The sequence below is a fragment of the Rhodococcus sp. APC 3903 genome (assembly GCF_030407755.1).
Classification (GTDB): domain Bacteria; phylum Actinomycetota; class Actinomycetes; order Mycobacteriales; family Mycobacteriaceae; genus Rhodococcus_F; species Rhodococcus_F erythropolis.
On sequence record NZ_JASDCV010000007.1, the window covers coordinates 24764 to 46235 of the forward strand.

Sequence of the window (21472 nt, forward strand, 5' to 3'; positions counted from 1 at the left end):
ATTACTTACCCGACAACCATGCGTCGTAGAACTGCAGGCGTGAAGAGGCTTCGAAGTTCAGGTCCTGCACACTCGATCCGGCGCCGATGGCCTGTGAGAGCTCGATGGTCGGGATGGAGAGTCCACGGTCGAGGATCAATTCCTGTGCAGTGGATACCAGTTCGCCGCGTTGGCCGTTGTCCGTGGCTGCAAGCTGGTCTGTGAGTACCTTGTCGAGCTCCGGATCTGCGCCGCGACGGTTCAGGTTGCGGCCCTCGGTGCTGAACGATGCCCGCAGGATGTCGGCGTCCGCGCGAGTGCTGTTGTAATACAGCGAATCGTAATCACCCGATACTCCCTTCTCGGTCCATTCACCGTTCGAGACCAGGTTGAGCTGCAAGTCGACGCCGACCTTCTTGAGCTGCTGCTGTACGAGCTCGAGGATGGCCTGGTTACCCGAGAACACCGGACTGAAGGTGACGCTGAAAGTGAGCTTCTGCCCGTCCTTCTCGCGGATACCGTCGCTGCCGGCCTTCCAACCAGCCGCGTCGAGAAGCTTCGCCGACTTGTCGGCGTCGTACGTCACGACACTCGATTCGTCGCTGTAGAGCGGAGTGGTGTGAGCCAACGGGCTCGTGGCCGGGAAGAACGACGGATCCAGAACAGTGTCGACGAGTTCTTGGCGGTTGATCGCGGGAATGATGGCCTGGCGAACAGCCTGATCGGCGAGAACGCCGCGACTGACGTTTGGCTGGAAGAAGAAGCTCACACCCGGGTTCGGCCTTGTGAGGATTCGTCCGCCTGCGCCCTCGATCTGCGGCGCATCCTGCGGAAGGGCATCGCTGACCGCATCGAGCTGGCCGGAGGCCACGCTGCCTGCCCGCACACCGGATTCGGGGACCACCGTGAAGTCGACGCCGTCGAGGTAGGCCTCACCCTGATGCGCGACCGCGTCCGACGCCCAGTTGTATCCCGCACGCTTGGCGATCTTGACGCTCTTGTCCTGCTGCCAGTCGGTGTACACGAACGGTCCGGAGGCGATCACCGCTGCACCGGGGCAGCGCTGCTCGGATGCCAGCGCGGTGGTGGAATCGGCGAGGATTCCGAGCTGTGGCGTCGAAGTTGCTTGCAGGAACTGAACATTGGGTCCGGAGAAATTGATCTTCGCCGTGTGAGCATCTACGACGTCGGTACCCGTGTACGAGGACAGGTAACTCTTCGCCAACGACGCGTTCGGTCCGAGATTCTTGACCGAGTCGAAGGTCTTCTTCACCGAATCCGCCGTCACCGGTGTGCCGTCACTGAAGGTGGCGTCGTCGCGAAGGACGAACGTGAAGCTAGCGGCGTCGGGGCTGATCTCCCAACTCTTGGCGAGCCACGGGGTGATCTCTCCGGTGTCGGGATTTTGATCGGTCAGCGAATCCACCACGGTCCGAGTGACATACACGGTCTGGTTACTGCCGGCCTGGGCCGGATCGGCGCACGTCGGCGCCTGCGACAGACCGTAGCGAAGGGTTCCGCCGGACTGGGCGGGGCCTGCGTCGGCAGCACTGTCACTCCCGCTGCTGCAGCCGGCGAGGACGGTGCCGAGAACCGAGACAGCACCGATACCGGCGATTACGGTCGCGCGTTTGCGGGCACCGAATGAGGGCGAAGACACCAAGAACTCCTAAAGAGGCATGCCGAAGAGCGCACCCGTCGCCTGAGACGAGAAAGGCGATCGAGCACGAATCACTTGTGAGAGAAGAGAAAACAGACTTGTCGACGACTCGCCTGAGTGTGAATGACTGACCGAGGTCAGTTGGTACAGAAAGATCCCGCGGTGCGGCACAGGTCTACGTGACGACGCGACCAGGCGGTATCGAAACCGCCTTCGACTGCCTTCATTTCGTGTTCCTCCATCGGTCCTGGCGGTAGCACCCGCACCCGATCACTCGGGGGGTTGCTGCGACTTCAATGAGCCAGGTCTCTCGGTCGCTCTGGATGGTCGTTCGCAAGTGTACGAGGTTAAACCCGGGTGTTGTCAACCCGGTCGGTAGGAATTGCTGCTCGAGTCACATTTTCGAGGACCCGAAGTTGTTTCTCGAACGGGTGGATGCCCACCTCTTCGGGCGAGAGTGACGCGTCGTAAAGCGGTGTGTATCCACTGGACAGATACAGCGCGACGGCCTCGGGTTGCCGAGGACCCGTCGTGAGAAACACCCGGTTGTATCCACGAAGTTCGATCTCTCGTTCCAACTCGCGAACGACGGCCTTGCCGAGGCCGCGCTTCCGATAGTCGACCGATGTCCAGATTCTCTTCAGTTCGGCAGTGGTGGAATCGAATTGACGAAACGCACCACCGGCGATCGGCAGACCGTCGTGGGTGAGCACCAGAAGCGCACCCTGCGGGTAGGCAAATTCTTCTGCCGGATACGTCGTGAGATCCTCGAGCATCGCTTCGCGAGTCCCGCCGTAACGCGAACTGTATTCGAGTGCCAACTCCGCGATCAGTGGAGCTGCCAAGGGATCGTCCTGCGATACCGAATAGACCTCTACCGCTCCGATACCCTCGAGCTGCCGAGTTCCGAGCTCCAGTGCCACAACACTTTCCTCCATGAATCTGGTCAACGCTCCCCCAGCCTGAAAACTTCCGGAGCGATGGTGGTTCCGTCGACGAGGTCCGCCACAAGTTCACCCAAGGCCGGACCGAACTTGAACCCATGCCCCGAGAACCCCGCCGCCACTGTGACGGCGCCGACTCGGTCGATGACGAAGTTACTGTCCGGCGTGCTCGTGTACAGGCAGGTGAGCGACTCGACACGGGTGGAATCGACACCGGGCAACCACGACTCGGCGTACTCCACCAATCGCTGCTCTCCGTCGACACCAGGGGTGTAGTCACGGGTCTGCGGAGTCACCACCGGCCCGGTCGCGTGTTCGCCGATCTTGATCCCGTCCTCGGAACCGAGCCCGTAGATCCCCGCGGTCTCCAATTCTGCGCCGGTGTGGTGGACGAAACTCGGCCACTCGACTCCGGGATCGAGCGGTGCGAAGTGTGCCGGTTGTTCCTGCGTCGTGCGCAGCGTCGGCAATACGATCTCGGAGCCGAGACCGCTGTCTGCGATCAGATCCGCAGTCCACGCACCGGCCGCGATCACTACCTGACGAGCTGCGAGCGTTCCACTGTCCGTCACCACGTCCACGCCGTAGGACGCCCGCGCGAGTGCCAACACCCGAACGTCGTGACGGACCTCGGCGCCGGCAAACACCGCTCCCGCCTTCAGAGCGGTCACGGCGCGGTCCGCGTGCAACCGGCCTGCATCGGGATGATGGAGCACCGTGGTGTCGAATCGCAGCCCCGGCCAACGGGCGGACGCCTCGGCAGGGGTGAGGATCTCGCCCTTGATGCCCGCCTCGAGAAGTATCTTCGCCTTGGACTGCACTGCCTGCGGCAGGCCGTGATCAACGGCACCGGTGAGTTCCAGGAACCCGATGTCCGTCGTTGTCTCCAACTCCCGCCACAGCGGCAGCGCGTCGGCCGCCAACCCGGTGTACAGGTGATTGTCGTACGCCTGACGGTAGATGCGCGAAGTACCGTGCGACGCACCGTGCTTGTGCCCCGGCCCGAACTGTTCCAGCTGAACGACGCTACGTCCGCGCGCCGCGAGCCGCCAGGCGGCGGAGGACCCGACGAGTCCTCCGCCGATGACGATCGCATCGAAAATCTCACTCATGGACGAGAGCTCACTTGGTCTTCGGAAGGCCGGGCGGGTTGATCAGGGACGTGTCGACAGCTTCACTCGTGATGTTCCAGCGCTCGAGGATCTGCTGGTACGTGCCGTTCTCGATCGTGTGGTTGATCGCGTCGTTGATTGCCTTGATCAGGCCATTGTCCTTCTTCACCAGAACCGCGATCTGACCCTGCAGCGTGTCGCCTGCACCGGAGAACTCACCGACAACTTCGGTTTCACCCGACTGCTTGGCATGGAACTGCGACGACGGGTTCGGTCCGAAGTAGGCGTCGATCCGGCCGGACTGCAGCGGCAGGTAGTAGTCGGTGGTGTTCTGGTAGTAGGAGATGTCGGTGGGCGCCAGGCCGGCCGCGACGTTCTGCTCACTCCATTTGACCAGCAGCGCTTCCTGATTGGTGCCCGAGGAGACGGCGATCTTCTTACCCGCGACGTCCTTGGGCTCCTTGATGGAGATCCCGGAGCCCTTCTTGGCTTCGAAGGCGAGGGTGTCGAGTCGGTAGGTGGCGAAGTCGTACTTCTCCTTACGCTCTTCCGTCACAGTCACATTGGACAGGAATGCATCAGCCTCGCCGGAATCGACGCGAACGAAGTTCTGTGCCCAGTCTGCGGTCTGCAGGTCGACCTTCAAACCGAGAACGTCACCGATCAAGTAGGCGAAGTCGGTCTCGGAACCGATGAGAGTGGTGTCGTCGTCGGCGTAGAAGCGGAGCGGCGGAGCGGAACCGGCACTGCCGGTGACGCGCAGCGTGCCACGATCGCGGATGTCCTGAGGTAGCTCGGCGGCGATGGAATCCACCTTGTCGGTGGTAATGCGGTTCTGATCGGCCGTGAGGTTGTAACCCGCAGCAGCGGTGACCTGGGCGCCGTCGGACTCCGCGTCCGCGCTGCTGCATGCAGCGCTGAGCAGTCCGACTGTGGCAAGGGCCGAGATCAGAAAAGTCGCGCGACGGGATGGGGAGAACATCAATTTTTCCTTCCGGGAATGAGTCTGGGTCGCGTCAGAGGACGCGGGAGAGAAAAGCTTTGGTCCGTTCGTGGACCGGATTGTCGATCACCTGCGAAGGTGGGCCCTGTTCGACGATGACGCCGCCGTCCATGAAGACCGCTGTGTCCGCCACTTCCCGAGCAAATCCGACCTCGTGTGTGACGATCACCAAGGTGGCGCCGTCACGGGCCAGCTGAGCGAGGACTTCGAGAACCTCGCCCACCAGTTCCGGGTCGAGCGCCGACGTCGGCTCGTCGAAGAGAATGACCGCCGGCCGCAGTGCCAGCGCTCGCGCTATCGCGACGCGCTGTTGCTGGCCACCGGAGAGTTGGCGGGGATACTCGTCCGCCTTGTCCCCCACTCCCACTCGCTCGAGCAGTGCGCGGGCCTCGCGGTACACCTCGTCACGATCACGCTTCTGGGCCGAGAGCGGCGCTTCCACCACGTTTTCCAACGCGGTCAGGTGCGGAAACAGGTTGAAGTTCTGGAACACGAATCCGATGTGCGAACGCTGTTTCAGGATCTCGCGGTCACGCAGTTCGTGGAGCCGATTTCCCTTGCGCCGGTACCCGATCAGTTCTCCGTCGATCCGCACGGTCCCGCGGTCGACCTTCTCGAGGTGATTGAGGGTGCGCAGCAAGGTGGACTTACCGGAACCCGACGGACCGAGAATGACGGTCACTTCGCCCTTGCGGACCAGGAGATCAACGCCGGCAAGTACTTCCAGCGTGCCGAACGACTTGTGAATTCCGCGCGCTTCGACGGCATACACCGTCTCTTCGGCCAGTTCTGCGGTCATCGGGTCGCACCTCTCGGAATATCGAGACGCGCATCGCGAATCTCTTCGAACTTCTTGCGCGCCTTCTGTACCGGAGTCAACGGAAGCGCACGGGCGGATCCTCGTGCATAGTGGCGCTCCACGTAGTACTGACCGATCGAGAGCAACGTCGTGAGGATGATGTACCAGATCGTGGCGACCATCAGCAGGGGCACGACTCGTCCGTTGCGGCCGAAGATGACCTGCACCTGGTAGAACAGTTCGGCGATTGCCATGGTGGAGACGATCGACGTTCCCTTGAAGAGTCCGATGACCTCGTTGGCGGCGTTGGGGAGAATCGCTCGCATTGCCTGCGGGAGAACGATCTTGAAGAACTGGCGACTGCGCGGAATACCGAGCGAGTGAGCAGCTTCGATCTGGCCGTGATCCACCGAAATGATTCCGGAGCGGATGATCTCGGCCGAGTATGCAGCCTGGTGCAGCGCCAAACCGATGACCGCCGCGGTGAATCCGCCGATCACACCGCTGACCTGGAAGGTGAAGAACTCGGGCCCGAAAGGTATTCCGAGAGAAAGCGTCTGGTACAGGTAGGTGATGTTGAACCAGAAGAGCAGCTGCACGATGAGTGGAATCGAGCGGAAGGCCCAGATGTAGGTCCAAGCGATCACCTGCAGGACCGGGTTTTTCGACAACCGACCGAGTGCCAGGAAAACACCGAGACCGAATCCGAGGATCGTCCCCCACAGCGTCAGTTTGATCGTCATCCACAGCGCGGCGAGCACTGATTTCGCGGTGAAGTACTGCGCGAAGGTCGGCCAGTCCCAGCCGGGGTTGACGACGAGTCCGTGGATGAACTGAGCAAGCAGTACCAGCACGACCGCACTGATCACCCAGCGCAGCGGGTGCCAGGTGCGAGCAACGACAAGTTCCGAGTCCGGAAGTTGCGGCTCGGACACCGACTTTTCGGGGCGGACATCGGTGGGCGCGCTCACGGCGCGCTACCTGACGGAGTGGACATGACGAATAGACCTTTCGGGGAATGGGAACGCAGCTGTGGTCTCGAGTTGGTGAGCTCGAGTTGCGAAGACGACGGTTCGGTCAGCGACAGTGACACGAAGCGGTGCGGCACAGATCGATATGGCGGCGCCTGTGCGGAGCGTGCGAAGTGGAACCCATGTGATGCCTTCCATCGGTCCTGGCGGTAGCACCCGCTCCCGATCGCTCGGGGGGGTTGCTGCGACGTCGACGAGCCAGGTCTCTCGGTCGCTCTGGATGGTGAGCAAAGACTAGACCCGAAATGCCTAGTCGTCAAATGTTGTATTTCCCTGCACTGCAAGGGAAATGAAAGATCAACCAGGTTGGAATCGCACTGATTTCAACGGTGTCAGAAGCCGCGTTCGACGTGTTCAATGGAGTGTTCGAACGAAGACCGGGACCGCCGTCTGGACCGACTTTTCCTCTGCCGTACCGTCTGCGGAGTGAGTGGACTCGACGCTTTCTTCATATTGCTGGCCGGCATCGGTGCGGGCGCGATCAACGCCGTGGTCGGCAGTGGAACGCTGATCACGTTCCCGACGCTGGTCGCCTTCGGCATGCCGCCCGTGACCGCGACCATGTCCAACGCGGTCGGGCTCGTCGCCGGCGGAGTTTCCGGCACCTGGGGCTACCGACGCGAGCTGTCCGGACAGTGGGATCGACTGAAGTGGCAGATTCCGGCGTCACTCGCCGGGGCACTACTCGGTTCCTGGTTGCTCATGCATCTACCCGAGAAACTGTTCGAAACCATCGTTCCGGTGCTGTTGGTCCTCGCTCTCGCGCTCGTCCTCCTCCAACCACGCATCCAGGCGTGGGCCAAGAAGCGTTCCACCGAAGAAACGACGCTGTCCACCAAGAGGCTGATGCTCCTGACCGCCGGCACCTTTGCGGTCGGCATCTACGGCGGCTACTTCACTGCCGCGCAGGGCATCCTTCTCATCGGTGTGATGGGTGCCATCCTCCCTGAAACCCTCCAACGCATGAACGGCGCGAAGAACCTGCTCTCACTGCTCGTCAACATCGTTGCAGCGGGGATGTACATCACTCTGGCGTTCGATCAGATCAATTGGGCAGCAGCCGGTTTGATCGCTGTCGGCTCGCTCGGCGGTGGCGTCCTGGGCGCCCGCTACGGACGGCGCCTGTCCCCCACTGCATTGCGCTACACGATTTTCGTCGTCGGCCTGATCGGGCTGTGGCGCCTTCTCGCTTGATCGCCCACATCGGGCGGCACCCGCACATACTGGAGTCATGACCAGTACAGAAGATCAGACCGGTTGGACCTACCTCATGGACATGGACGGGGTTCTCGTCCACGAGGAGCACTTGATACCTGGAGCGGACACGTTCCTGGCAGAGCTGGCGTCGAACGACATCCCGTACATGGTGCTCACCAACAACTCCATCCGAACCCCGCGTGACCTGCGAGCACGCCTGCTCAATTCGGGACTCGACATCCCGGAGAAGTCGATCTGGACGTCAGCGCTCGCTACCGCGACGTTCCTGGCCAACCAGCGGCCAGGCGGCAGCGCCTACGTGGTCGGCGAATCGGGCCTGACCACTGCCCTGCACGACATCGGTTACGTCCTGACGGACAGTGACCCCGACTACGTCGTCCTCGGCGAGACGCGCACGTACTCGTTCGAGGCGATCACCACCGCCATTCGCCTGGTCGAGCGTGGTTCGCGGTTCATCGCCACCAACCCCGACGCCACTGGGCCGTCGCGTGACGGCTCGCTGCCGGCCACCGGCTCGGTCGCCGCTCTCATCACCAAGGCAACCGGACGCGATCCCTACTACGTCGGCAAGCCCAACGCCTTGATGATGCGCTCTGCCCTGCGGTCCATCGGCGCTCATTCGGCTAACACGTTGATGATCGGCGACCGGATGGACACCGACATCGTCTGTGGCCTCGAAGCCGGACTGCAGACGATTCTGGTGATGACCGGGATCTCGACCCGCGCGTCGGTGGAGCTCTTCCCGTACCGACCCACAGTCGTTCTCGAGTCGGTCGCCGATCTTGTAGGAATGACAACCGATCCATTCCGTAGCAACGCAAAGAATTGATTCAATTGCAAAACAAAACCGCAAGTCGGTAATTAGCTGGTAAAAAGCACCAGAATTGCCAGGTTCCGACTCGTCCGCTTTGTCCAACTGGACAAACAATCGGTTTTCTTCACTCCAAAATTACATACTGATAGTTATCTGCAGGTCAGAAGGCAATTTGTTCGACAGAGAAAGGTGGATCACAGTCGAAAAATAAATTTCGAAAAAGTAGTAACGAATCGTTTGCCGTGGCTGATACTCATGTCTGAACGACCCATTTCGGGTCCCAGACATGAAATGAGATTTTCATGAAGAAGCAGACCAAGGGCGCGATCGCTGCTGCGGCGGCCGGCGCCCTCCTCCTCGGTGGTGCGGGCTCGCTCGCTGTGTGGAGCGACTCGGCCGACGTCAGTGGCGGCGGACCCGTCACGTCCGGTGCACTCGACCTGAGCGCCTGCGCACCGGTCGGCGGCGGTTGGAACTCCCTCAATCCGACGAAGACTGCGATCACCAACATCTCGGCTTACCGCATCGTCACCACCGAGAGCATCGAATACACCTGCGACGTCACAGTGACCGCAGTGGGCGATCGTCTCGCGGCTGTTCTGACCGCTGATACGGCCGGCATCGTTCCGGGTGCCAACAGCGCCGAACTTGCCGCCGCTGTACAGCCGGTTACGACCATCAAGGACGCTGGTGGCAACCCGATTTCACAGATCACCAAGGTACAGAACGGCACGATCGTGCACGTCGGAGTCCGTCTGAACTTCACCGAGGTGGCCAACCAGGTCGCGCAGAATCAGTCGCTGAACTTGGCGGCGATGAAGCTGGTCGTCACTCAGACAGCGCTGACTCCGGCTCCGTAATTTCATGAGGAAAAAGGTCTGGGGAGCGATCGCAGTCGCGGTGGCTGCTGTAGCGGTGTTCGCATCGTCACAGCAGTCGCTCGCGCTGTGGTCCGATTCGGCGAGCGCGAGTGGTGGGACCGCAACCGCTGCCAGCGTCAACCTGCAGGTAGGAACGTCCGGCGGCACCAGCGCGTCGTACCCGTTGTCAACGCTGACGACCGGAACGACTCTGGTAGTTCCTGGTAATACGGTGCAAGCGCCGCTGACCGTCAAAAACTCGGGAACCGACCCCTTGCAATGGCGAATGCAGGCGACGACGCCTCTGACCGACTTCACGCTGACCACATACGGAGTCGCCAACGAAGGCGCCTGCCCGGTTGGAGTGAACACAGCGGCTCCGGCAGTCGCCCCCCTGATATCGGGTTCGATGAACGCATCGCTGCAATACCCGGTTTCACCGGCGTTCATGCCTCCGCTGGCCTCGAACGCAACCTACGTCCTGTGTTTGCGACTCACGGTAGGAACCGAGTCGGCCTCCGGAGCAACAAACACCACTGCCTTGACGTTCCAGGCAGGTCCGGTATGACAAAGCACTCCACGAAGCGCACCGAACGTACAGGCCCGCTCTGGTGGGTCACCTCTATCGTCAGTTGGACACTGCTGCTGGCAATTTCGGCAGTCATCGTCGCAACCATTGTCGTCCCCTTCTTCGCGGGAGCGCAGCGCTTCACGATTCTGACCGGTTCGATGCGCCCGACGTACAACCCTGGATCACTGGTCGTCGTCAAACCTGTCGATCCGTCCGAACTGGGGATCGGTACACCTATTACGTACCAGCTGGAATCGGGTCAGCCGACAGTCGTCACACACCGGATCATTGCCACGAGCGAAAACCAGAAGGGTGAAAGAACTTTCATCACCCAAGGCGACGCGAACGGTGAACGCGACGAGAAAGAAGTACGGCCAGTACAGATCCGGGGAAAGGTCTGGTACAGCCTTCCGTATCTCGGCTACGTCAACACTTGGCTCACCGGAGAGCAGCGCACCGTGATCGTGGTGATAGTCGTGACGGCACTACTGCTGTACGCGGCCTACATGATGATCAGCGGCATCCGTGACGGCCGCAAGGATCGAGCTCGCGCCCGGTTGGCTCCTGCCCCTGCACTTCTCGAGCCCACAGACTCCGACCAGATCGAGAAAGGCCAGCACGATGCCCTCGCGCCCTGACCGTCCGGCCCATCGGATTCGTCACCTGTTGACCAGCACGCGCTTTCGCGCGCTGCTCGCTCTGGGAATGGTCCTCGGGGTCGGGGGTGTCAGCACTCTTGCGGCCTGGTCGGGCTCCGCCACGGCCAAGTCCGGAGACATCGTGACCGGCACCATTGACCTGCAGCTGACGAGCACCGGGCAAACGACGATGACCAAAACACTCAACCTCAGCGAACTGGGCATGACGGGTATGGCCGCTGGGAATTCGAAGCGAACGACAGTCAATGTGAAGAACAATGTGTCGGCAGCGACCGGCCTCCCCCTCAAGTACACACTGACTTCAACCACCACGGGTGAACTCGCACGATTCTTGAAAGTTACTGTTGCGACGGGTACCACGGCGGCCAACTGCACTGGCGGAATACAAATAGCCACCGCCCTGACATTGACCACCACGCCGGACCAGCCCATTACCCCCGCTGGTCAGACTCGGTCGATTCCTGTAGGTGGTTCGGAACCCCTGTGCATCTCGGTCCAAATGCCGGTCAAGCCATCAGCACTCACACCCACTGTGTCTGCAAACATGACCCTCAATTTCAAAGCGGTGGTATGAGAGCCATGTCACGACACTCCGAAACCCGCGGCTCGACAGTGCCGCATCTGGCGAATCGAATCCGAGAAACATTGCTCACGGTGGGCGCGATCGGCGGTGTCCTCGCGCTGGGACTTTTTGCCGCCGGGATCATCTTCGGCATCACTCCCCTCGTGTTCACCTCGGGTTCGATGGCGCCCACGATCGAGACTGGGGCGCTGGCCTTCGCTCGGACTGTCCCCGCCGACGAAATCCGATCCGGCGACGTCGTCAGCGTTCTCACCGATGGCGGCACCCGCATCACACACCGCGTCGAGTCGATAACGGTCGCTGCCGATGGGCAAGCAGTAGCCATACTGAGGGGTGATGCCAACCCTGTCGCTGATTCGACCCCATACGCGTTCGGCGAAGCCGACCGAATCTTGTTCAGCGTCAACAAACTCGGCTATATTGCGTCGTGGCTCTCTGGTCCTAGCGGATTGGTTCTTGGCATACTCGCTGCTGGAGGTCTTCTGTACATCGCGTTCCACCCGCGCCGCCCTGGTTCGCCATCCGACTCGGATGGACCCTCCAACAATGTAACCGGTGCGCGTTCCGCGACAGATCCGACGAGCAAGTCACCAGGTTCCTTTCTCACAATCTCAACGCTCGGAGCTGTCGGAATCGTCTCATTCGGGGCTCTGAGTGCCGGCGGAACGACCGCGCTCTTCGCAGATGCGGCGACGGCTTCGAGCATCGCCTTTTCAGCTCCCGCGACGGTCCCCACTTCACCATCAACACTTGGGTGCACTTCAAGTACCAACGCGACTCTCACGTGGACGGCTGTCGCTGGCCAAAGTTATCGCATAATCTTCAAAAATGTTGCAACCGGCGCAACACTTCCCAATTCAATGGACGTTGCTGCTGGGCAGGTCACATTAACCCCTATTGATCTACCAAGTGGTGGACTGCTTCTGGGCTCCACTCAGTACAGCGTCGAAGTGCATGGACTGTCTGGAGATGTTGTAACCACGTCCTATGCAGCCTTTAAGATCACCAGCACCACAACCGTCATTCTCTTTTCCTCGCTCACGTGCAACGGCAGTTCGACGTTTGTAAATGCCTCGAGTCCAAAAGCATTGGCGGCACCAGCGCCTGCCGTAACCGACCCGACGTCGACCACAACCACGTCGACGACTGCGCCGACCTCATCGCCGGCCACGCCGAATACGGCAACCTCCAGCACAGCGGTGATCTCGACGACCACATCGACACCGTCGACAACTACGGCGCCCCCAACAACGACAACCACCGCGACCACTACGACGACCGTGCCACCAATCACGACCACCCCGAGCGAGGTTCCCATCGGTGCCCCGGCAACCACGAACGGTCTCAGCGCCCAGAAGCTCTCGACTGCCAGTGGAACCGTTGTGTCCGTGTCGAATTCATCAGGAACTGAGGTGTATCGAGGTACCGTCGACGCCGACGCTGTCCTTCACTGGCTCACCGGTACCGATCAGTTGTATGTGATCACCAGTGGCGGCGTCATCGTCATCGACACGTCAGCGGGAGTCTGGGCCGAATCTCCTGCCCCGAGCGAACTTCCGGACGAGATCAAGGCCCTGGTGCCGTGATGAAAAAGACGACGAAAGCCGCCATGGCAGTCGCCGCGGCCGGAGCTGTATTGCTCGGCGGCTCGGGCACATTGGCGAAATGGACGGACAGTACGACCCTGACGAGCGCCGCTGTCCAGTCCGGGACCCTGGATCTGGGAGCATGCGTGACCACGAGCGGCGGGGGCTGGTATTCGCAGGTCTACGTCAACGCGCCCACCAATCCGAATCCACTCGTATATATCCCGGACATCACTACCTACCGACTCAAGCCCGGATTCAACTACACGTATTTCTGCGATTCGAAGGTGATGTCCACCGGCCCTCGTCTGAAAGCGAACGTGACAGTCGACAAGACCAAGTTGAGCGGCGGGCTCGCAGCCGCCAACATCGACCTTCGCACGTACGTCACGGATCAGAGCAACAATCTGCTGTACGACAGCACGGCACCGACGCCGAACCTCATCCCGGTCACATCGGCGTTGAACAACACCAACCTGACCGCGCAGGTGCTGTTCACGATCTACCCCGCCGACACGACAAGCTCAGGCCTCACACTGAATACGACGGCGTTGACGATCGACGTCAAACAACTGGGTCTGACACCTGCGCCGTAGAACGCCTCGCCAAACGAAGTTCGAGGGCAAGGCGTTCTACCGGATCAGCCGAGGGCTCGCTTCAGATCAGCCAAGAGATCGGCGGTATCTTCCAGCCCCACCGACAAACGCACAACGCCGTCTGTAAGACCCACTGCTGCACGGCCTTCCGGACCCATCGCCCGGTGCGTTGTGGTTGCGGGGTGGGTGATCAAAGACTTGGAATCTCCCAAGTTGTTGGAGATGTCAATGACGCGCAGGCCGTTGAGAACCTCGAACGCCCGCTTCTTGCCCTCGCCGTCAGGCGCATTGAGCTCGAATGTGACTACAGTTCCGCCGCCGCTCATTTGAGACTTCGCGAGTTCGTGCTGCGGGTGCGAAGTCAGGTACGGATACTTGACCCACTTGACGCCGGAGTGCCCTTCGAGGAATTCGGCGATCTCGAGTGCCGAAGCCACGGAGTGCCGAATACGGACCGGCATGGTCTCGAGACCCTTGAGCAGAGTCCACGCATTGAACGGGCTGAGCGCAGGACCGGTGTGCCGCATCAGTTCTCGGACGGGACCGCTGATGTATTCCTCGGTTCCGAGGATCGCGCCGCCGAGCACGCGGCCCTGACCGTCGATGTGCTTGGTACCGGAGTACACCACGACGTCGGCACCCAGATCGAGGCTGCGCTGCAGAAGCGGCGTCGCGAAGACGTTGTCCAGCACTACCTTTGCACCGGCAGCATGAGCAAGCTCCGACACCCGCCGAACGTCGACGAGGGACTGCATCGGGTTGGACGGCGTCTCGAAGAACACCGCAGTGGTCGGCACCGAGAGCGCTTCTTCCCACTGCGCGTTGTCTTCACCGTCGACGAAGACGACCTCGACTCCCCAGCGCGGAAGGATCTCGTTGCACACGACAAAGCAGGATCCGAACAGGCTGCGCGCAGCCACCAATCGGTCGCCGTTGCCCAACAGCGCGCCCAACGCGGTGAAGACAGCCGACATTCCGCTGGCAGTCGCAAAGCAGGCTTCCGCGCCTTCGATGAGACGCAGACGCTCTTCGAACATCTTGACCGTCGGATTGCCGTAGCGGGAGTAGACAAAATGATCCACCTCGCCGGTGAAGGCTTGTTCGGCGGCTTCTGCACTCTCGTAGACGAATCCGGAGTTGAGGAACAACGCTTCGGAAGTCTCCTCGAACCCGGTACGCATCAGTCCACCGCGAACACCGAGAGTGCCGAGACCGACGTCGTCCGGCAGCGCTCGTTGAAATGCGCCACCCTGGGGAATTCCGCTCACTGCTGCCTCCATGGCAAGCCGATGGCCCGCCAACCTACAAGTCCGCGATGTCCGTCGGCACCCAATGCGCCTTCGAACCCGTCGAGCACGTTGTACGACGGGCCGATGCCCGCCGCAGTCGCAGCTTCCGCCGCACCGATGGAACGTTGTCCGGATCGACACAGGAAGATCACCGGACGCTCCGACCCGGAGGAATCGGCGGTGATGCCGGCTTCCTTCAACTGGTCGACGAAGTTGTCATTGCGCGCGCCGGTCGGGTGGCTCACCCATTCGATCAGTGCGGCCTGCTTGCCGAGGGAGGAAACATCGGGGACACCGACGTACTTCCACTCCGCATCGGTCCGCACGTCGACCAGCACGGCGTCGGGGTTTTCGCGGAGCAGCTCCCAGGCTTGCTCCGGCGTCAGATCGCCTGCGTAACTCACGTAGTCCATGTTTTCACAAGACTGCCGTGAGCGCCTGAGCGGGCCGTCAGTTACAGACGACCCAACGGTTGCCGTCGCGGGTCAGGGCCCAGGTCGAGACCCGCTCGCCCGCTCCGCCGCCGGTGATCGTCACGTCGGCCCGGGCGCGATCGCCGTTGACCACGACCCCGTCCACACCCTTCAGTTCGACCGTTCCGTCGACGCCGGCCATCGGACCAGTGCTCGAATTGAAGCTCGCGCAGGTCAGGGTCTTGACCGTCTCCGCGTCATTTCGATTCTCGGCATCGACGTAGTCGGTGACGGAGCGGCTCACGCGGTCCGACTCGGTGACGTTCTCCTCGGCCGGCGAGATCCACGATGCGACGAAGATTCCACCCAGAATCAAGGCGACGATGGCGACAGCCAAGAGGAACGGCCCCGCAGACGCCTTCTTGCCATCGATGTTGTCGGATTCGCGAAGCTCGTCACTCATAACGCCAATACTCCCCCACAACTTGAAATTGTGGCCCGTCAAGGACCAGGCCCCTACCCCGAATACCCGAGACAACGGGAGAATGGGAAGAAAGAATAGGTTTACCCACAACCGATCGAGTGAGAGTGTGGATCCGTTCGGCCGCAACCGAGGCACTGTGCTTAGGTTCGGCTAAATTGGATACTTGTCGATATGTTGTCCGAACTTCGAAGAAGGTAGCTGTCCTCACGATGACTGACTCCAACCGCCCACTCCGGGTCGCGATCGTCGGCGCCGGCCCCGCCGGCATCTACGCCGCCGACGCCCTCATGAAATCCGACACCGCAGTCTCCGGCCGCGGCGTCAGCATCGACCTCTTCGAGCGCATGCCCGCGCCCTTCGGCCTGATTCGTTACGGCGTCGCGCCTGATCATCCGCGCATCAAGGGCATCATCACCGCTCTGCACAAGGTGCTCGACAAGCCTCAGGTCCGCCTGCTGGGCAACATCGACTACGGCACCGACATCACCCTCGACGACCTGCAGTCGTTCTACGACGCGGTCATCTTCTCGACCGGCGCCAACGCCGACCGCGCGCTCGGCATCCCGGGTATCGAACTCGACGGCAGCTATGGCGCGGCCGACTTCGTCTCCTGGTACGACGGCCACCCCGACGTGCCGCGTACGTGGCCGCTCGAAGCCGAGAAGGTCGCTGTCCTCGGCGTGGGCAACGTTGCGCTCGACATCGCCCGCGTCCTCGCCAAGACCGGCGACGAACTGCTGCCGACCGAGATCCCCGCCAACGTCTACGAGGGCCTCAAGAACAACAAGGCCGTCGAGGTTCACGTCTTCGGACGCCGTGGCCCGGCCCAGGCCAAGTTCACGCCTCTCGAACTGCGTGAGCTCGACCATTCCCCGACCATCGAGGTCATCGTCGACCCCGAGGACATCGACTACGACGAGGGCTCCGAGCAGGCTCGCCGCAACTCCAAGCAGGTCGACATGGTTGCGAATACGCTGCAGGACTGGGCAATTCGCGACGTCGGAGCCCGCCCCCACAAGCTGTTCCTGCACTTCTTCGAATCTCCCACGGAGATCCTCGGTGAAGACGGCAAGGTCGTCGGCTTGCGCACCGAGCGCACTCAGCTCGACGGCACCGGCAACGTCAAGGGCACCGGCACGTACAAGGACTGGGATGTCCAGGCCGTGTACCGCGCCGTCGGTTACCTCTCGCAGAACGTCACGCAGCTGCCGTTCGACGACCAGGCGGGCACCGTCCCCAACGACGCCGGACGCGTCGTCGCCGACGACAACGCCGAGGGCGCAGCCCGGTTCATGCCGGCCACCTACGTCACCGGCTGGATCAAGCGCGGCCCCGTCGGCCTCATCGGCCACACGAAGGGTGACGCCAACGAAACCGTCGCGAATCTTCTCGAGGATTCCGTCGGCTTCGCCGGCGCCGCGAACCCCGACGAGAACGCCGTCATCGAGTTCCTCGAAGGCAAGCAGGTGCCGTACACGACCTGGCAGGGCTGGTACCGCCTCGACGCGCACGAGCGCAGCCTGGGCGAACCCGAAGGCCGTGAGCGCATCAAGGTCGTCGAGCGTCACGACATGCTGAAGGCGTCCGAGCCCGACCGCGCGAACTGAGTGCGCAGAAGTAACTGAACAGAAGCCCTCCACCGGCCCGACGCGACCCAGGTCACATCGGGCCGGTGGTGTGTGCGGGAACCCAAGGCAACAGGGCAAAATAGACCCCGTGTTTGACGCCCACGTGCATATCATCGACCCGCGCTTCCCGCTGGTCGAGAATCACGGGTACCTGCCTGAGCCCTTCACCGTGGCCGATTACCGGGCCCGGCTTGCCTCACTGAAGGGCCTGAGTGTTGACGGCGGCGCTGTGGTGACCGCGTCGTACCAGGGCAATGACCAGGAATACCTGAAAGCCGCCTTGTCCGAGCTCGGCGAAGGCTGGGTGGGCGTCACTGCTTTGCCGCTCGATGCGACCGATGAAGACATCGTTGCGCTGGACGCGCTGGGAGTGCGCGCCGTCCGATTCAATCTGCGCCGAGGCGCCACCGACCTGCGTCTACTCGCCGATCTCGCCAACCGGGCATTCGATCTGGTCGGCTGGCACGCCGAGTTCTACGTCGATGCCACGCTGTTGCTGTCGCTGGAACCCGTCTTCGCCAAATTGCCGGCGGTGAGCATCGACCACTTGGGAATGTCCACCCGCGGACTGCCGTATCTCCTGAACCTCGTCGACCGCGGGGTACGCGTCAAAGCCACCGGGTTCGGCCGCACCACCATCTCCGACGTCGGCGACGTGCTTCGCCAGATCCACGCGGTCAACCCCGCTGCGCTGATGTTCGGCACCGATCTACCCGGCACACGGGCACGTCGAGCGTTCGAGGTCCACGACCTGGACGTGATCGCCGAAGCTGTCGGCGACGACCTGTCCGCGGTCATGTGCGACAACGCCCGCTCCTGGTACCGCTGCGCTCAAGTGAACGCGACGGCTCCCAGCCACAGCCCCGCCGCGATCAGCGCTCCGAACAGTTCCACCAGCATGGACAATCCGACTGCCTTCACCGCGTGAAGCGTCGACGACCAGGCGATGTCGTAACGGCGCAGTCGCGCTAGTTCGGCGAAATACGTTCCGACGATGAATCCGAGGAACAAGCCCACGACCGGAATCACGAAGAACCCGATGATGCCGACGACGCCGCCGACCACCACCGACAGGTTGGGCACTCCCCCGGACTTCATCCGCTTGCCTGGCCAGGTGTACTTCACGATCCCGGTGACCACCAGTGCCAGCGTGGACAGCGCGAACACCGTCCACGCCGTCGCGCCACCGGTCATGATCGCCCACACCAGAATTGCACCGAAAACGAGAAGTGTCCCCGGAAGAATCGGAACGACGACACCGATCAGACCGACCAGGATGACCAGCCCGACGAGGACCTCGGCCACAGGACTCATCCGACGGGACGCACCTTCGACGCGGCCTCGCGAGCACGGGCGCGTGCAGTCGGCGCATCGGCGGCCGTCGACACTGCAACACCCATGCGACGACGCGTGAAGCTCTCGGGCTTGCCGAAGAGCCGCAGGTCCGTCTCGGGAACCGAGAGTGCCTCGGCGACGCCGTCGAATCCGATCCCCTTGGCCTCCATTCCGCCGTAGATCACCGCCGATGCTCCCGGCACCGTGAGCGTCGTGTCGACCGGCAATCCCAGGATCGCGCGGGCATGCAGCTCGAACTCCGAAAGTCGCTGCGTCCGCAGAGTCACCAATCCGGTGTCGTGCGGCCGTGGGCTCACTTCGGAGAAGAAGACGTCGTCACCCTTCACGAATAGCTCGACGCCGAAGATGCCTCGCCCGCCCAGAGCCGTGGTCACCTTCTCGGCGACGTCTCGGGCCGAGGCGAGGGCAACTGCGGACATCTGCTGCGGCTGCCACGATTCGATGTAGTCACCGGCTTCCTGCAGGTGCCCGATCGGCTCGCAGAACGACGTCTCGACCTGACCGCTCTCACCGACGGCGCGAACCGTCAATTGTGTTATCTCGTAATCGAAATCGACAAAACCCTCGACGATCACCCGGCCGTGATTCACACGACCTCCGGCCATCGCGTAATCCCATGCGGCGTCGAGATCTTCGGCGGATCGAACCGTCGACTGTCCCTTCCCCGACGAGGACATGACGGGCTTGATGACGCACGGGAAACCGATTCGGTCTGTCGCTGCCTGCACTTCGGCAAGCGAGTCCGCGAAAGCGTACGGCGAAGTGGGCAGGCCCAACTCCTCGGCCGCGAGCCGACGGATCCCCTCACGGTTCATCGTGAGCTGGGTGGCGCGGGCGGTGGGAATGACCACCGCGGCCCCGCGTTCTTCAACGAGTGCAAGCGCATCCGTCGCAATGGCCTCGATCTCGGGAACCACGAAGTGAGGCTTTTCCAACTCGATGACGGCAAGCAGCGCTTCCGGATCGGTCATGTCGACGGTATGCGCACGATGAGCCACCTGGTGCCCAGGGGCATCGGGATACCGATCCACCGCAATCACTTCGACGCCAAGACGCTGCAACGCGATGACAACTTCCTTACCCAACTCGCCTGATCCCAACATCATCACGCGGATGGAGTTCTCGGTCAGGGGAGTTCCGAATCGGAGCGGAAGCGTCGGCAGGGGCGAAGGCGTCGAATCAAGCTGCATGGGTGCGACTATATGCCAATCCCGATGCAGGTCAGCGCGGTTATCGGCCGTCCACCACACCTTCGCGGCCAAATCCTCGCCTGATCGTTCGTGGTATGTCAGGTTTGCGATAGGTGCGGGTGGCCATATCCGGCTCGGAATTCCGTTGCGGCAATGCATCGTTGCCGAGCCGGCGCACTTTCACGAGGTTGCGCCCGGCGCGCTTGGCTTCGTACAGAGCCTCGTCCGCGACGGTCATAAGGGTGGTCAACGTCGGCGTCGCATGATCGACCCACGCGACGCCGACACTGACGGTGCTCGTCACTTCTGATTCGGCCGAGTACTCGACTTGCGCGCCGCGGACCGCCTCGGCCACATCGACTGCTCGCGCGTAGCTGCAGTCCGGAAGCAGAATGGCGAACTCCTCGCCGCCGAGCCTTCCGATCAGATCGCCGTCCGACAATCGGTCAGCGGCCCGTTCGGCGAAGTTCGCGAGAACGCTGTCACCGGTCATATGTCCATGCGTGTCGTTGATGCTCTTGAAGTGGTCCAGGTCGAGCATCAGCAGGCCGACCGGGGATTGTGTGCGAGCCGCGGCGGCAAGCTCCGATTCCGCGTGTCCGAGAAACGCACCACGCGAGAGGACCCCGGTCAGATGGTCGAATTCGACAGCAAGGAAGAGCTCACGCTCGGCAGCGCGACGTTCCTCGGTCGCACAGGCAACCGCGATCGGCCCCAACGCGATCAGCGTGACGGCAATGGACGTGATGACGTCCTCGTTCCACGTCGAGGCAGCTTGATCTCCGATATCGAGTCGACCGCTTCCCGCCATCATGAGTGACCACACCGACCAGACCACTGAAACGAAGGCAGTGCTCGGAACCGAGATGCGAGTGGCGCACCACAGGAGAGCCGGAATCGGAAGGACCAGCGCGATCGGCCCTTCGATGCTGAGGGCGATTGGCACGCAGGCTGCAGTGGCGAGTAGCGGAACGCTCATAGCGGCGACGGTTTTGGCAGTCAGTTTGCTGCGGAACTCGGCAAGGCTCGACGGGATGGTGAGAGTGAGAATGAGAGGAAGGACCAGCAGGTACGCCATGACCTCGGTGGCACCCCAGTGGAAGAACGTGTCGGTAAAGGACTGACCGCGTAAGAGCCGGTCCAAGGCGCCGGCAGTGGCCGCGGTACCAGTCGCCGCGACGAACGAGACGAAGACCATCCACACCAGCGACTGCGAATCGACCAATCGGAACGGTGCGCGCTTCAAGTAGTACAGAACAAGAACACCGACTGTGACTCCGGCGAGGTTCGCCCCGTTCAACTGCACCGCAAGCGAGAGCGAGTTGCCGGTGATCAGGTCAGCGCAGACGTATCCGACAGCCGCAGCGATCCACGTCGGCCACTCGATCAGGACCGGCCATCTGACCATCATTCCCAGCAGAATGGCGTTGGCGCACCAGAATGTCGCGAGCAACCCTGGTGGGCGCGTGAGGATGCCGATCAACGATGCCGCAAGTACGACGGCCAGCACTAGGAGAAGGCGCAGAAAGCGACTCGTCCCTACCATGCGTCACCTCGCGGTCGGCTACCTCTGAATTCGGGAGCACCGGACGTCGCGGTGACCGTATGCCGATGTCGTCGAACCATCGTACGCAGGTGCTGCCACTCGCAGTTCTGTGTTCACATGCCAAAACGGCAGCTGCGACCATCTCCGCAAA

At 62.0% G+C, this 21472-nt stretch carries 24 protein-coding genes, 1 pseudogene and 2 riboswitches; of the genes and pseudogenes, 11 read left to right on the forward strand and 14 right to left on the reverse strand.

Going from position 1 to position 21472, the window contains the following annotated elements:
* Position 1: 1 nt before the first annotated feature.
* The 7 genes from QMA15_RS11640 to QMA15_RS11665 all read right to left on the reverse strand — a co-directional run bounded on the left by QMA15_RS11640 (position 2) and on the right by QMA15_RS11665 (position 6375).
* Entirely contained in the window at positions 2 to 1639 is a 1638-nt protein-coding gene (locus tag QMA15_RS11640; protein WP_019749499.1) for an ABC transporter substrate-binding protein, read from the reverse strand.
* Positions 1640 to 1776: 137 nt separating this feature from the next.
* Positions 1777 to 1881, reverse strand: coding sequence for a putative leader peptide (locus QMA15_RS32765; RefSeq protein ID WP_019749498.1), 105 nt, complete (start codon positions 1879 to 1881; stop codon positions 1777 to 1779).
* Positions 1875 to 1969: riboswitch (SAM riboswitch) on the reverse strand. It overlaps the preceding gene by 7 nt.
* A 17-nt stretch (positions 1970 to 1986) precedes the next feature.
* Entirely contained in the window at positions 1987 to 2577 is a 591-nt protein-coding gene (locus QMA15_RS11645) for a GNAT family N-acetyltransferase (protein WP_050768581.1), read from the reverse strand.
* A gap of 8 nt (positions 2578 to 2585) precedes the next feature.
* Positions 2586 to 3695 carry an FAD-dependent oxidoreductase gene (locus QMA15_RS11650; protein ID WP_020906672.1) on the reverse strand — a complete coding sequence of 370 codons (1110 nt, stop codon included), beginning with the start codon at positions 3693 to 3695 and terminating at the stop codon, positions 2586 to 2588.
* A 10-nt stretch (positions 3696 to 3705) separates the two neighbouring features.
* Complete coding sequence (locus QMA15_RS11655; RefSeq protein WP_020906671.1) at positions 3706 to 4677, reverse strand: ABC transporter substrate-binding protein; 972 nt, start codon at positions 4675 to 4677, stop codon at positions 3706 to 3708.
* A 34-nt stretch (positions 4678 to 4711) separates the two neighbouring features.
* Positions 4712 to 5470, reverse strand: coding sequence for an amino acid ABC transporter ATP-binding protein (locus QMA15_RS11660; protein ID WP_269456395.1), 759 nt, complete (start codon positions 5468 to 5470; stop codon positions 4712 to 4714).
* Between the two features lie 23 nt (positions 5471 to 5493).
* Entirely contained in the window at positions 5494 to 6375 is an 882-nt protein-coding gene (locus QMA15_RS11665; protein WP_153210940.1) for an amino acid ABC transporter permease, read from the reverse strand.
* Positions 6376 to 6659: 284 nt separating this feature from the next.
* Positions 6660 to 6755, reverse strand: a riboswitch (SAM riboswitch).
* Positions 6756 to 6954: 199 nt separating this feature from the next.
* Between QMA15_RS11665 and QMA15_RS11670 the strand changes: the two genes are divergently transcribed.
* The 7 genes and pseudogenes from QMA15_RS11670 to QMA15_RS11700 all read left to right on the forward strand — a co-directional run.
* On the forward strand, positions 6955 to 7722 hold the full coding sequence (locus QMA15_RS11670) for a sulfite exporter TauE/SafE family protein (protein WP_290284581.1): 768 nt from the start codon (positions 6955 to 6957) through the stop codon (positions 7720 to 7722).
* A gap of 37 nt (positions 7723 to 7759) precedes the next feature.
* Entirely contained in the window at positions 7760 to 8575 is an 816-nt protein-coding gene (locus QMA15_RS11675; RefSeq protein WP_020968831.1) for an HAD-IIA family hydrolase, read from the forward strand.
* Positions 8576 to 8862: 287 nt separating this feature from the next.
* Entirely contained in the window at positions 8863 to 9420 is a 558-nt protein-coding gene (locus tag QMA15_RS11680) for an alternate-type signal peptide domain-containing protein (protein ID WP_020906667.1), read from the forward strand.
* A gap of 4 nt (positions 9421 to 9424) precedes the next feature.
* On the forward strand, positions 9425 to 9988 hold the full coding sequence (locus QMA15_RS11685) for a hypothetical protein (RefSeq protein WP_279163223.1): 564 nt from the start codon (positions 9425 to 9427) through the stop codon (positions 9986 to 9988).
* Entirely contained in the window at positions 9985 to 10629 is a 645-nt protein-coding gene (locus tag QMA15_RS11690) for a signal peptidase I (RefSeq protein WP_279163222.1), read from the forward strand. Before QMA15_RS11685 ends, QMA15_RS11690 begins: the two co-directional genes overlap by 4 nt.
* Entirely contained in the window at positions 10613 to 11224 is a 612-nt protein-coding gene (locus QMA15_RS11695) for a SipW-dependent-type signal peptide-containing protein (protein ID WP_051720827.1), read from the forward strand. The genes QMA15_RS11690 and QMA15_RS11695 overlap by 17 nt, the downstream gene beginning before the upstream one ends.
* A 170-nt stretch (positions 11225 to 11394) precedes the next feature.
* Positions 11395 to 11541 (forward strand): annotated as a pseudogene (locus QMA15_RS11700) (S24/S26 family peptidase); the annotation flags it as partial.
* A 677-nt stretch (positions 11542 to 12218) separates the two neighbouring features.
* Here QMA15_RS11700 and QMA15_RS11705 read toward each other — a convergent pair.
* Positions 12219 to 12551 carry a hypothetical protein gene (locus QMA15_RS11705; RefSeq protein ID WP_166501965.1) on the reverse strand — a complete coding sequence of 111 codons (333 nt, stop codon included), beginning with the start codon at positions 12549 to 12551 and terminating at the stop codon, positions 12219 to 12221.
* Positions 12552 to 12645: 94 nt separating this feature from the next.
* Between QMA15_RS11705 and QMA15_RS11710 the strand changes: the two genes are divergently transcribed.
* Together QMA15_RS11710 and QMA15_RS11715 are read left to right on the forward strand one after the other, a co-directional pair.
* A complete protein-coding gene (locus QMA15_RS11710) occupies positions 12646 to 12819 on the forward strand; it encodes a hypothetical protein (RefSeq protein ID WP_256279811.1) in 174 nt (57 codons plus the stop codon).
* Positions 12819 to 13415, forward strand: coding sequence for an alternate-type signal peptide domain-containing protein (locus QMA15_RS11715; protein WP_113682312.1), 597 nt, complete (start codon positions 12819 to 12821; stop codon positions 13413 to 13415). The genes QMA15_RS11710 and QMA15_RS11715 overlap by 1 nt, the downstream gene beginning before the upstream one ends.
* 44 nt (positions 13416 to 13459) lie before the next feature.
* Here the strand turns inward: QMA15_RS11715 and QMA15_RS11720 are convergent, their stop codons facing one another.
* From QMA15_RS11720 to QMA15_RS11730, 3 genes are read right to left on the reverse strand one after another with little or no spacing between them, the layout of a single operon-like run.
* On the reverse strand, positions 13460 to 14683 hold the full coding sequence (locus QMA15_RS11720; RefSeq protein ID WP_029538600.1) for an O-succinylhomoserine sulfhydrylase: 1224 nt from the start codon (positions 14681 to 14683) through the stop codon (positions 13460 to 13462).
* Positions 14680 to 15108, reverse strand: coding sequence for a rhodanese-like domain-containing protein (locus tag QMA15_RS11725; RefSeq protein WP_007726822.1), 429 nt, complete (start codon positions 15106 to 15108; stop codon positions 14680 to 14682). Before QMA15_RS11725 ends, QMA15_RS11720 begins: the two co-directional genes overlap by 4 nt.
* Positions 15109 to 15154: 46 nt before the next feature.
* Complete coding sequence (locus QMA15_RS11730; RefSeq protein ID WP_019749485.1) at positions 15155 to 15580, reverse strand: hypothetical protein; 426 nt, start codon at positions 15578 to 15580, stop codon at positions 15155 to 15157.
* 230 nt (positions 15581 to 15810) lie between these two features.
* Here QMA15_RS11730 and QMA15_RS11735 point away from each other — a divergent pair, with 230 nt between their 5' ends.
* On the forward strand, positions 15811 to 17208 hold the full coding sequence (locus QMA15_RS11735; protein ID WP_019749484.1) for an FAD-dependent oxidoreductase: 1398 nt from the start codon (positions 15811 to 15813) through the stop codon (positions 17206 to 17208).
* A gap of 109 nt (positions 17209 to 17317) precedes the next feature.
* Entirely contained in the window at positions 17318 to 18157 is an 840-nt protein-coding gene (locus QMA15_RS11740; RefSeq protein ID WP_024487914.1) for an amidohydrolase family protein, read from the forward strand.
* On the opposite strand, the gene QMA15_RS11745 is transcribed toward QMA15_RS11740, so the two are convergent.
* Genes QMA15_RS11745 through QMA15_RS11755 form a run of 3 tightly spaced genes read right to left on the reverse strand, consistent with a single transcriptional unit; the run spans position 18061 to position 21321 of the window.
* Positions 18061 to 18543 (reverse strand): DUF456 domain-containing protein, encoded by a 483-nt coding sequence (locus QMA15_RS11745; protein WP_019749482.1) that lies wholly within the window; start codon positions 18541 to 18543, stop codon positions 18061 to 18063. The two genes, QMA15_RS11740 and QMA15_RS11745, sit on opposite strands and share 97 nt — an antisense overlap.
* Positions 18540 to 19775 carry a formate-dependent phosphoribosylglycinamide formyltransferase gene (gene purT / locus QMA15_RS11750; RefSeq protein WP_182262734.1) on the reverse strand — a complete coding sequence of 412 codons (1236 nt, stop codon included), beginning with the start codon at positions 19773 to 19775 and terminating at the stop codon, positions 18540 to 18542. Before purT ends, QMA15_RS11745 begins: the two co-directional genes overlap by 4 nt.
* 40 nt (positions 19776 to 19815) lie before the next feature.
* Positions 19816 to 21321, reverse strand: a complete 1506-nt coding sequence (locus QMA15_RS11755) for a sensor domain-containing diguanylate cyclase (protein ID WP_279163220.1) — start codon at positions 21319 to 21321, stop codon at positions 19816 to 19818.
* Positions 21322 to 21472 lie beyond the last annotated feature (151 nt).

Coding starts and splice junctions, on each gene's coding strand:
- QMA15_RS32765 (WP_019749498.1), bottom strand. CDS start 1,881: ATGGAGGAACACGAAATGAAGGCAGTCGAAGGCGGTTTCGATACCGCC.
- QMA15_RS11645 (WP_050768581.1), bottom strand. CDS start 2,577: ATGGAGGAAAGTGTTGTGGCACTGGAGCTCGGAACTCGGCAGCTCGAG.
- QMA15_RS11650 (WP_020906672.1), bottom strand. CDS start 3,695: ATGAGTGAGATTTTCGATGCGATCGTCATCGGCGGAGGACTCGTCGGG.
- QMA15_RS11655 (WP_020906671.1), bottom strand. CDS start 4,677: ATGTTCTCCCCATCCCGTCGCGCGACTTTTCTGATCTCGGCCCTTGCC.
- QMA15_RS11675 (WP_020968831.1), top strand. CDS start 7,760: ATGACCAGTACAGAAGATCAGACCGGTTGGACCTACCTCATGGACATG.
- QMA15_RS11680 (WP_020906667.1), top strand. CDS start 8,863: ATGAAGAAGCAGACCAAGGGCGCGATCGCTGCTGCGGCGGCCGGCGCC.
- QMA15_RS11685 (WP_279163223.1), top strand. CDS start 9,425: ATGAGGAAAAAGGTCTGGGGAGCGATCGCAGTCGCGGTGGCTGCTGTA.
- QMA15_RS11690 (WP_279163222.1), top strand. CDS start 9,985: ATGACAAAGCACTCCACGAAGCGCACCGAACGTACAGGCCCGCTCTGG.
- QMA15_RS11695 (WP_051720827.1), top strand. CDS start 10,613: ATGCCCTCGCGCCCTGACCGTCCGGCCCATCGGATTCGTCACCTGTTG.
- QMA15_RS11705 (WP_166501965.1), bottom strand. CDS start 12,551: ATGGGAACCTCGCTCGGGGTGGTCGTGATTGGTGGCACGGTCGTCGTA.
- QMA15_RS11715 (WP_113682312.1), top strand. CDS start 12,819: ATGAAAAAGACGACGAAAGCCGCCATGGCAGTCGCCGCGGCCGGAGCT.
- QMA15_RS11730 (WP_019749485.1), bottom strand. CDS start 15,580: ATGAGTGACGAGCTTCGCGAATCCGACAACATCGATGGCAAGAAGGCG.
- QMA15_RS11735 (WP_019749484.1), top strand. CDS start 15,811: ATGACTGACTCCAACCGCCCACTCCGGGTCGCGATCGTCGGCGCCGGC.
- QMA15_RS11745 (WP_019749482.1), bottom strand. CDS start 18,543: ATGAGTCCTGTGGCCGAGGTCCTCGTCGGGCTGGTCATCCTGGTCGGT.
- purT (WP_182262734.1), bottom strand. CDS start 19,775: ATGCAGCTTGATTCGACGCCTTCGCCCCTGCCGACGCTTCCGCTCCGA.
- QMA15_RS11755 (WP_279163220.1), bottom strand. CDS start 21,321: ATGGTAGGGACGAGTCGCTTTCTGCGCCTTCTCCTAGTGCTGGCCGTC.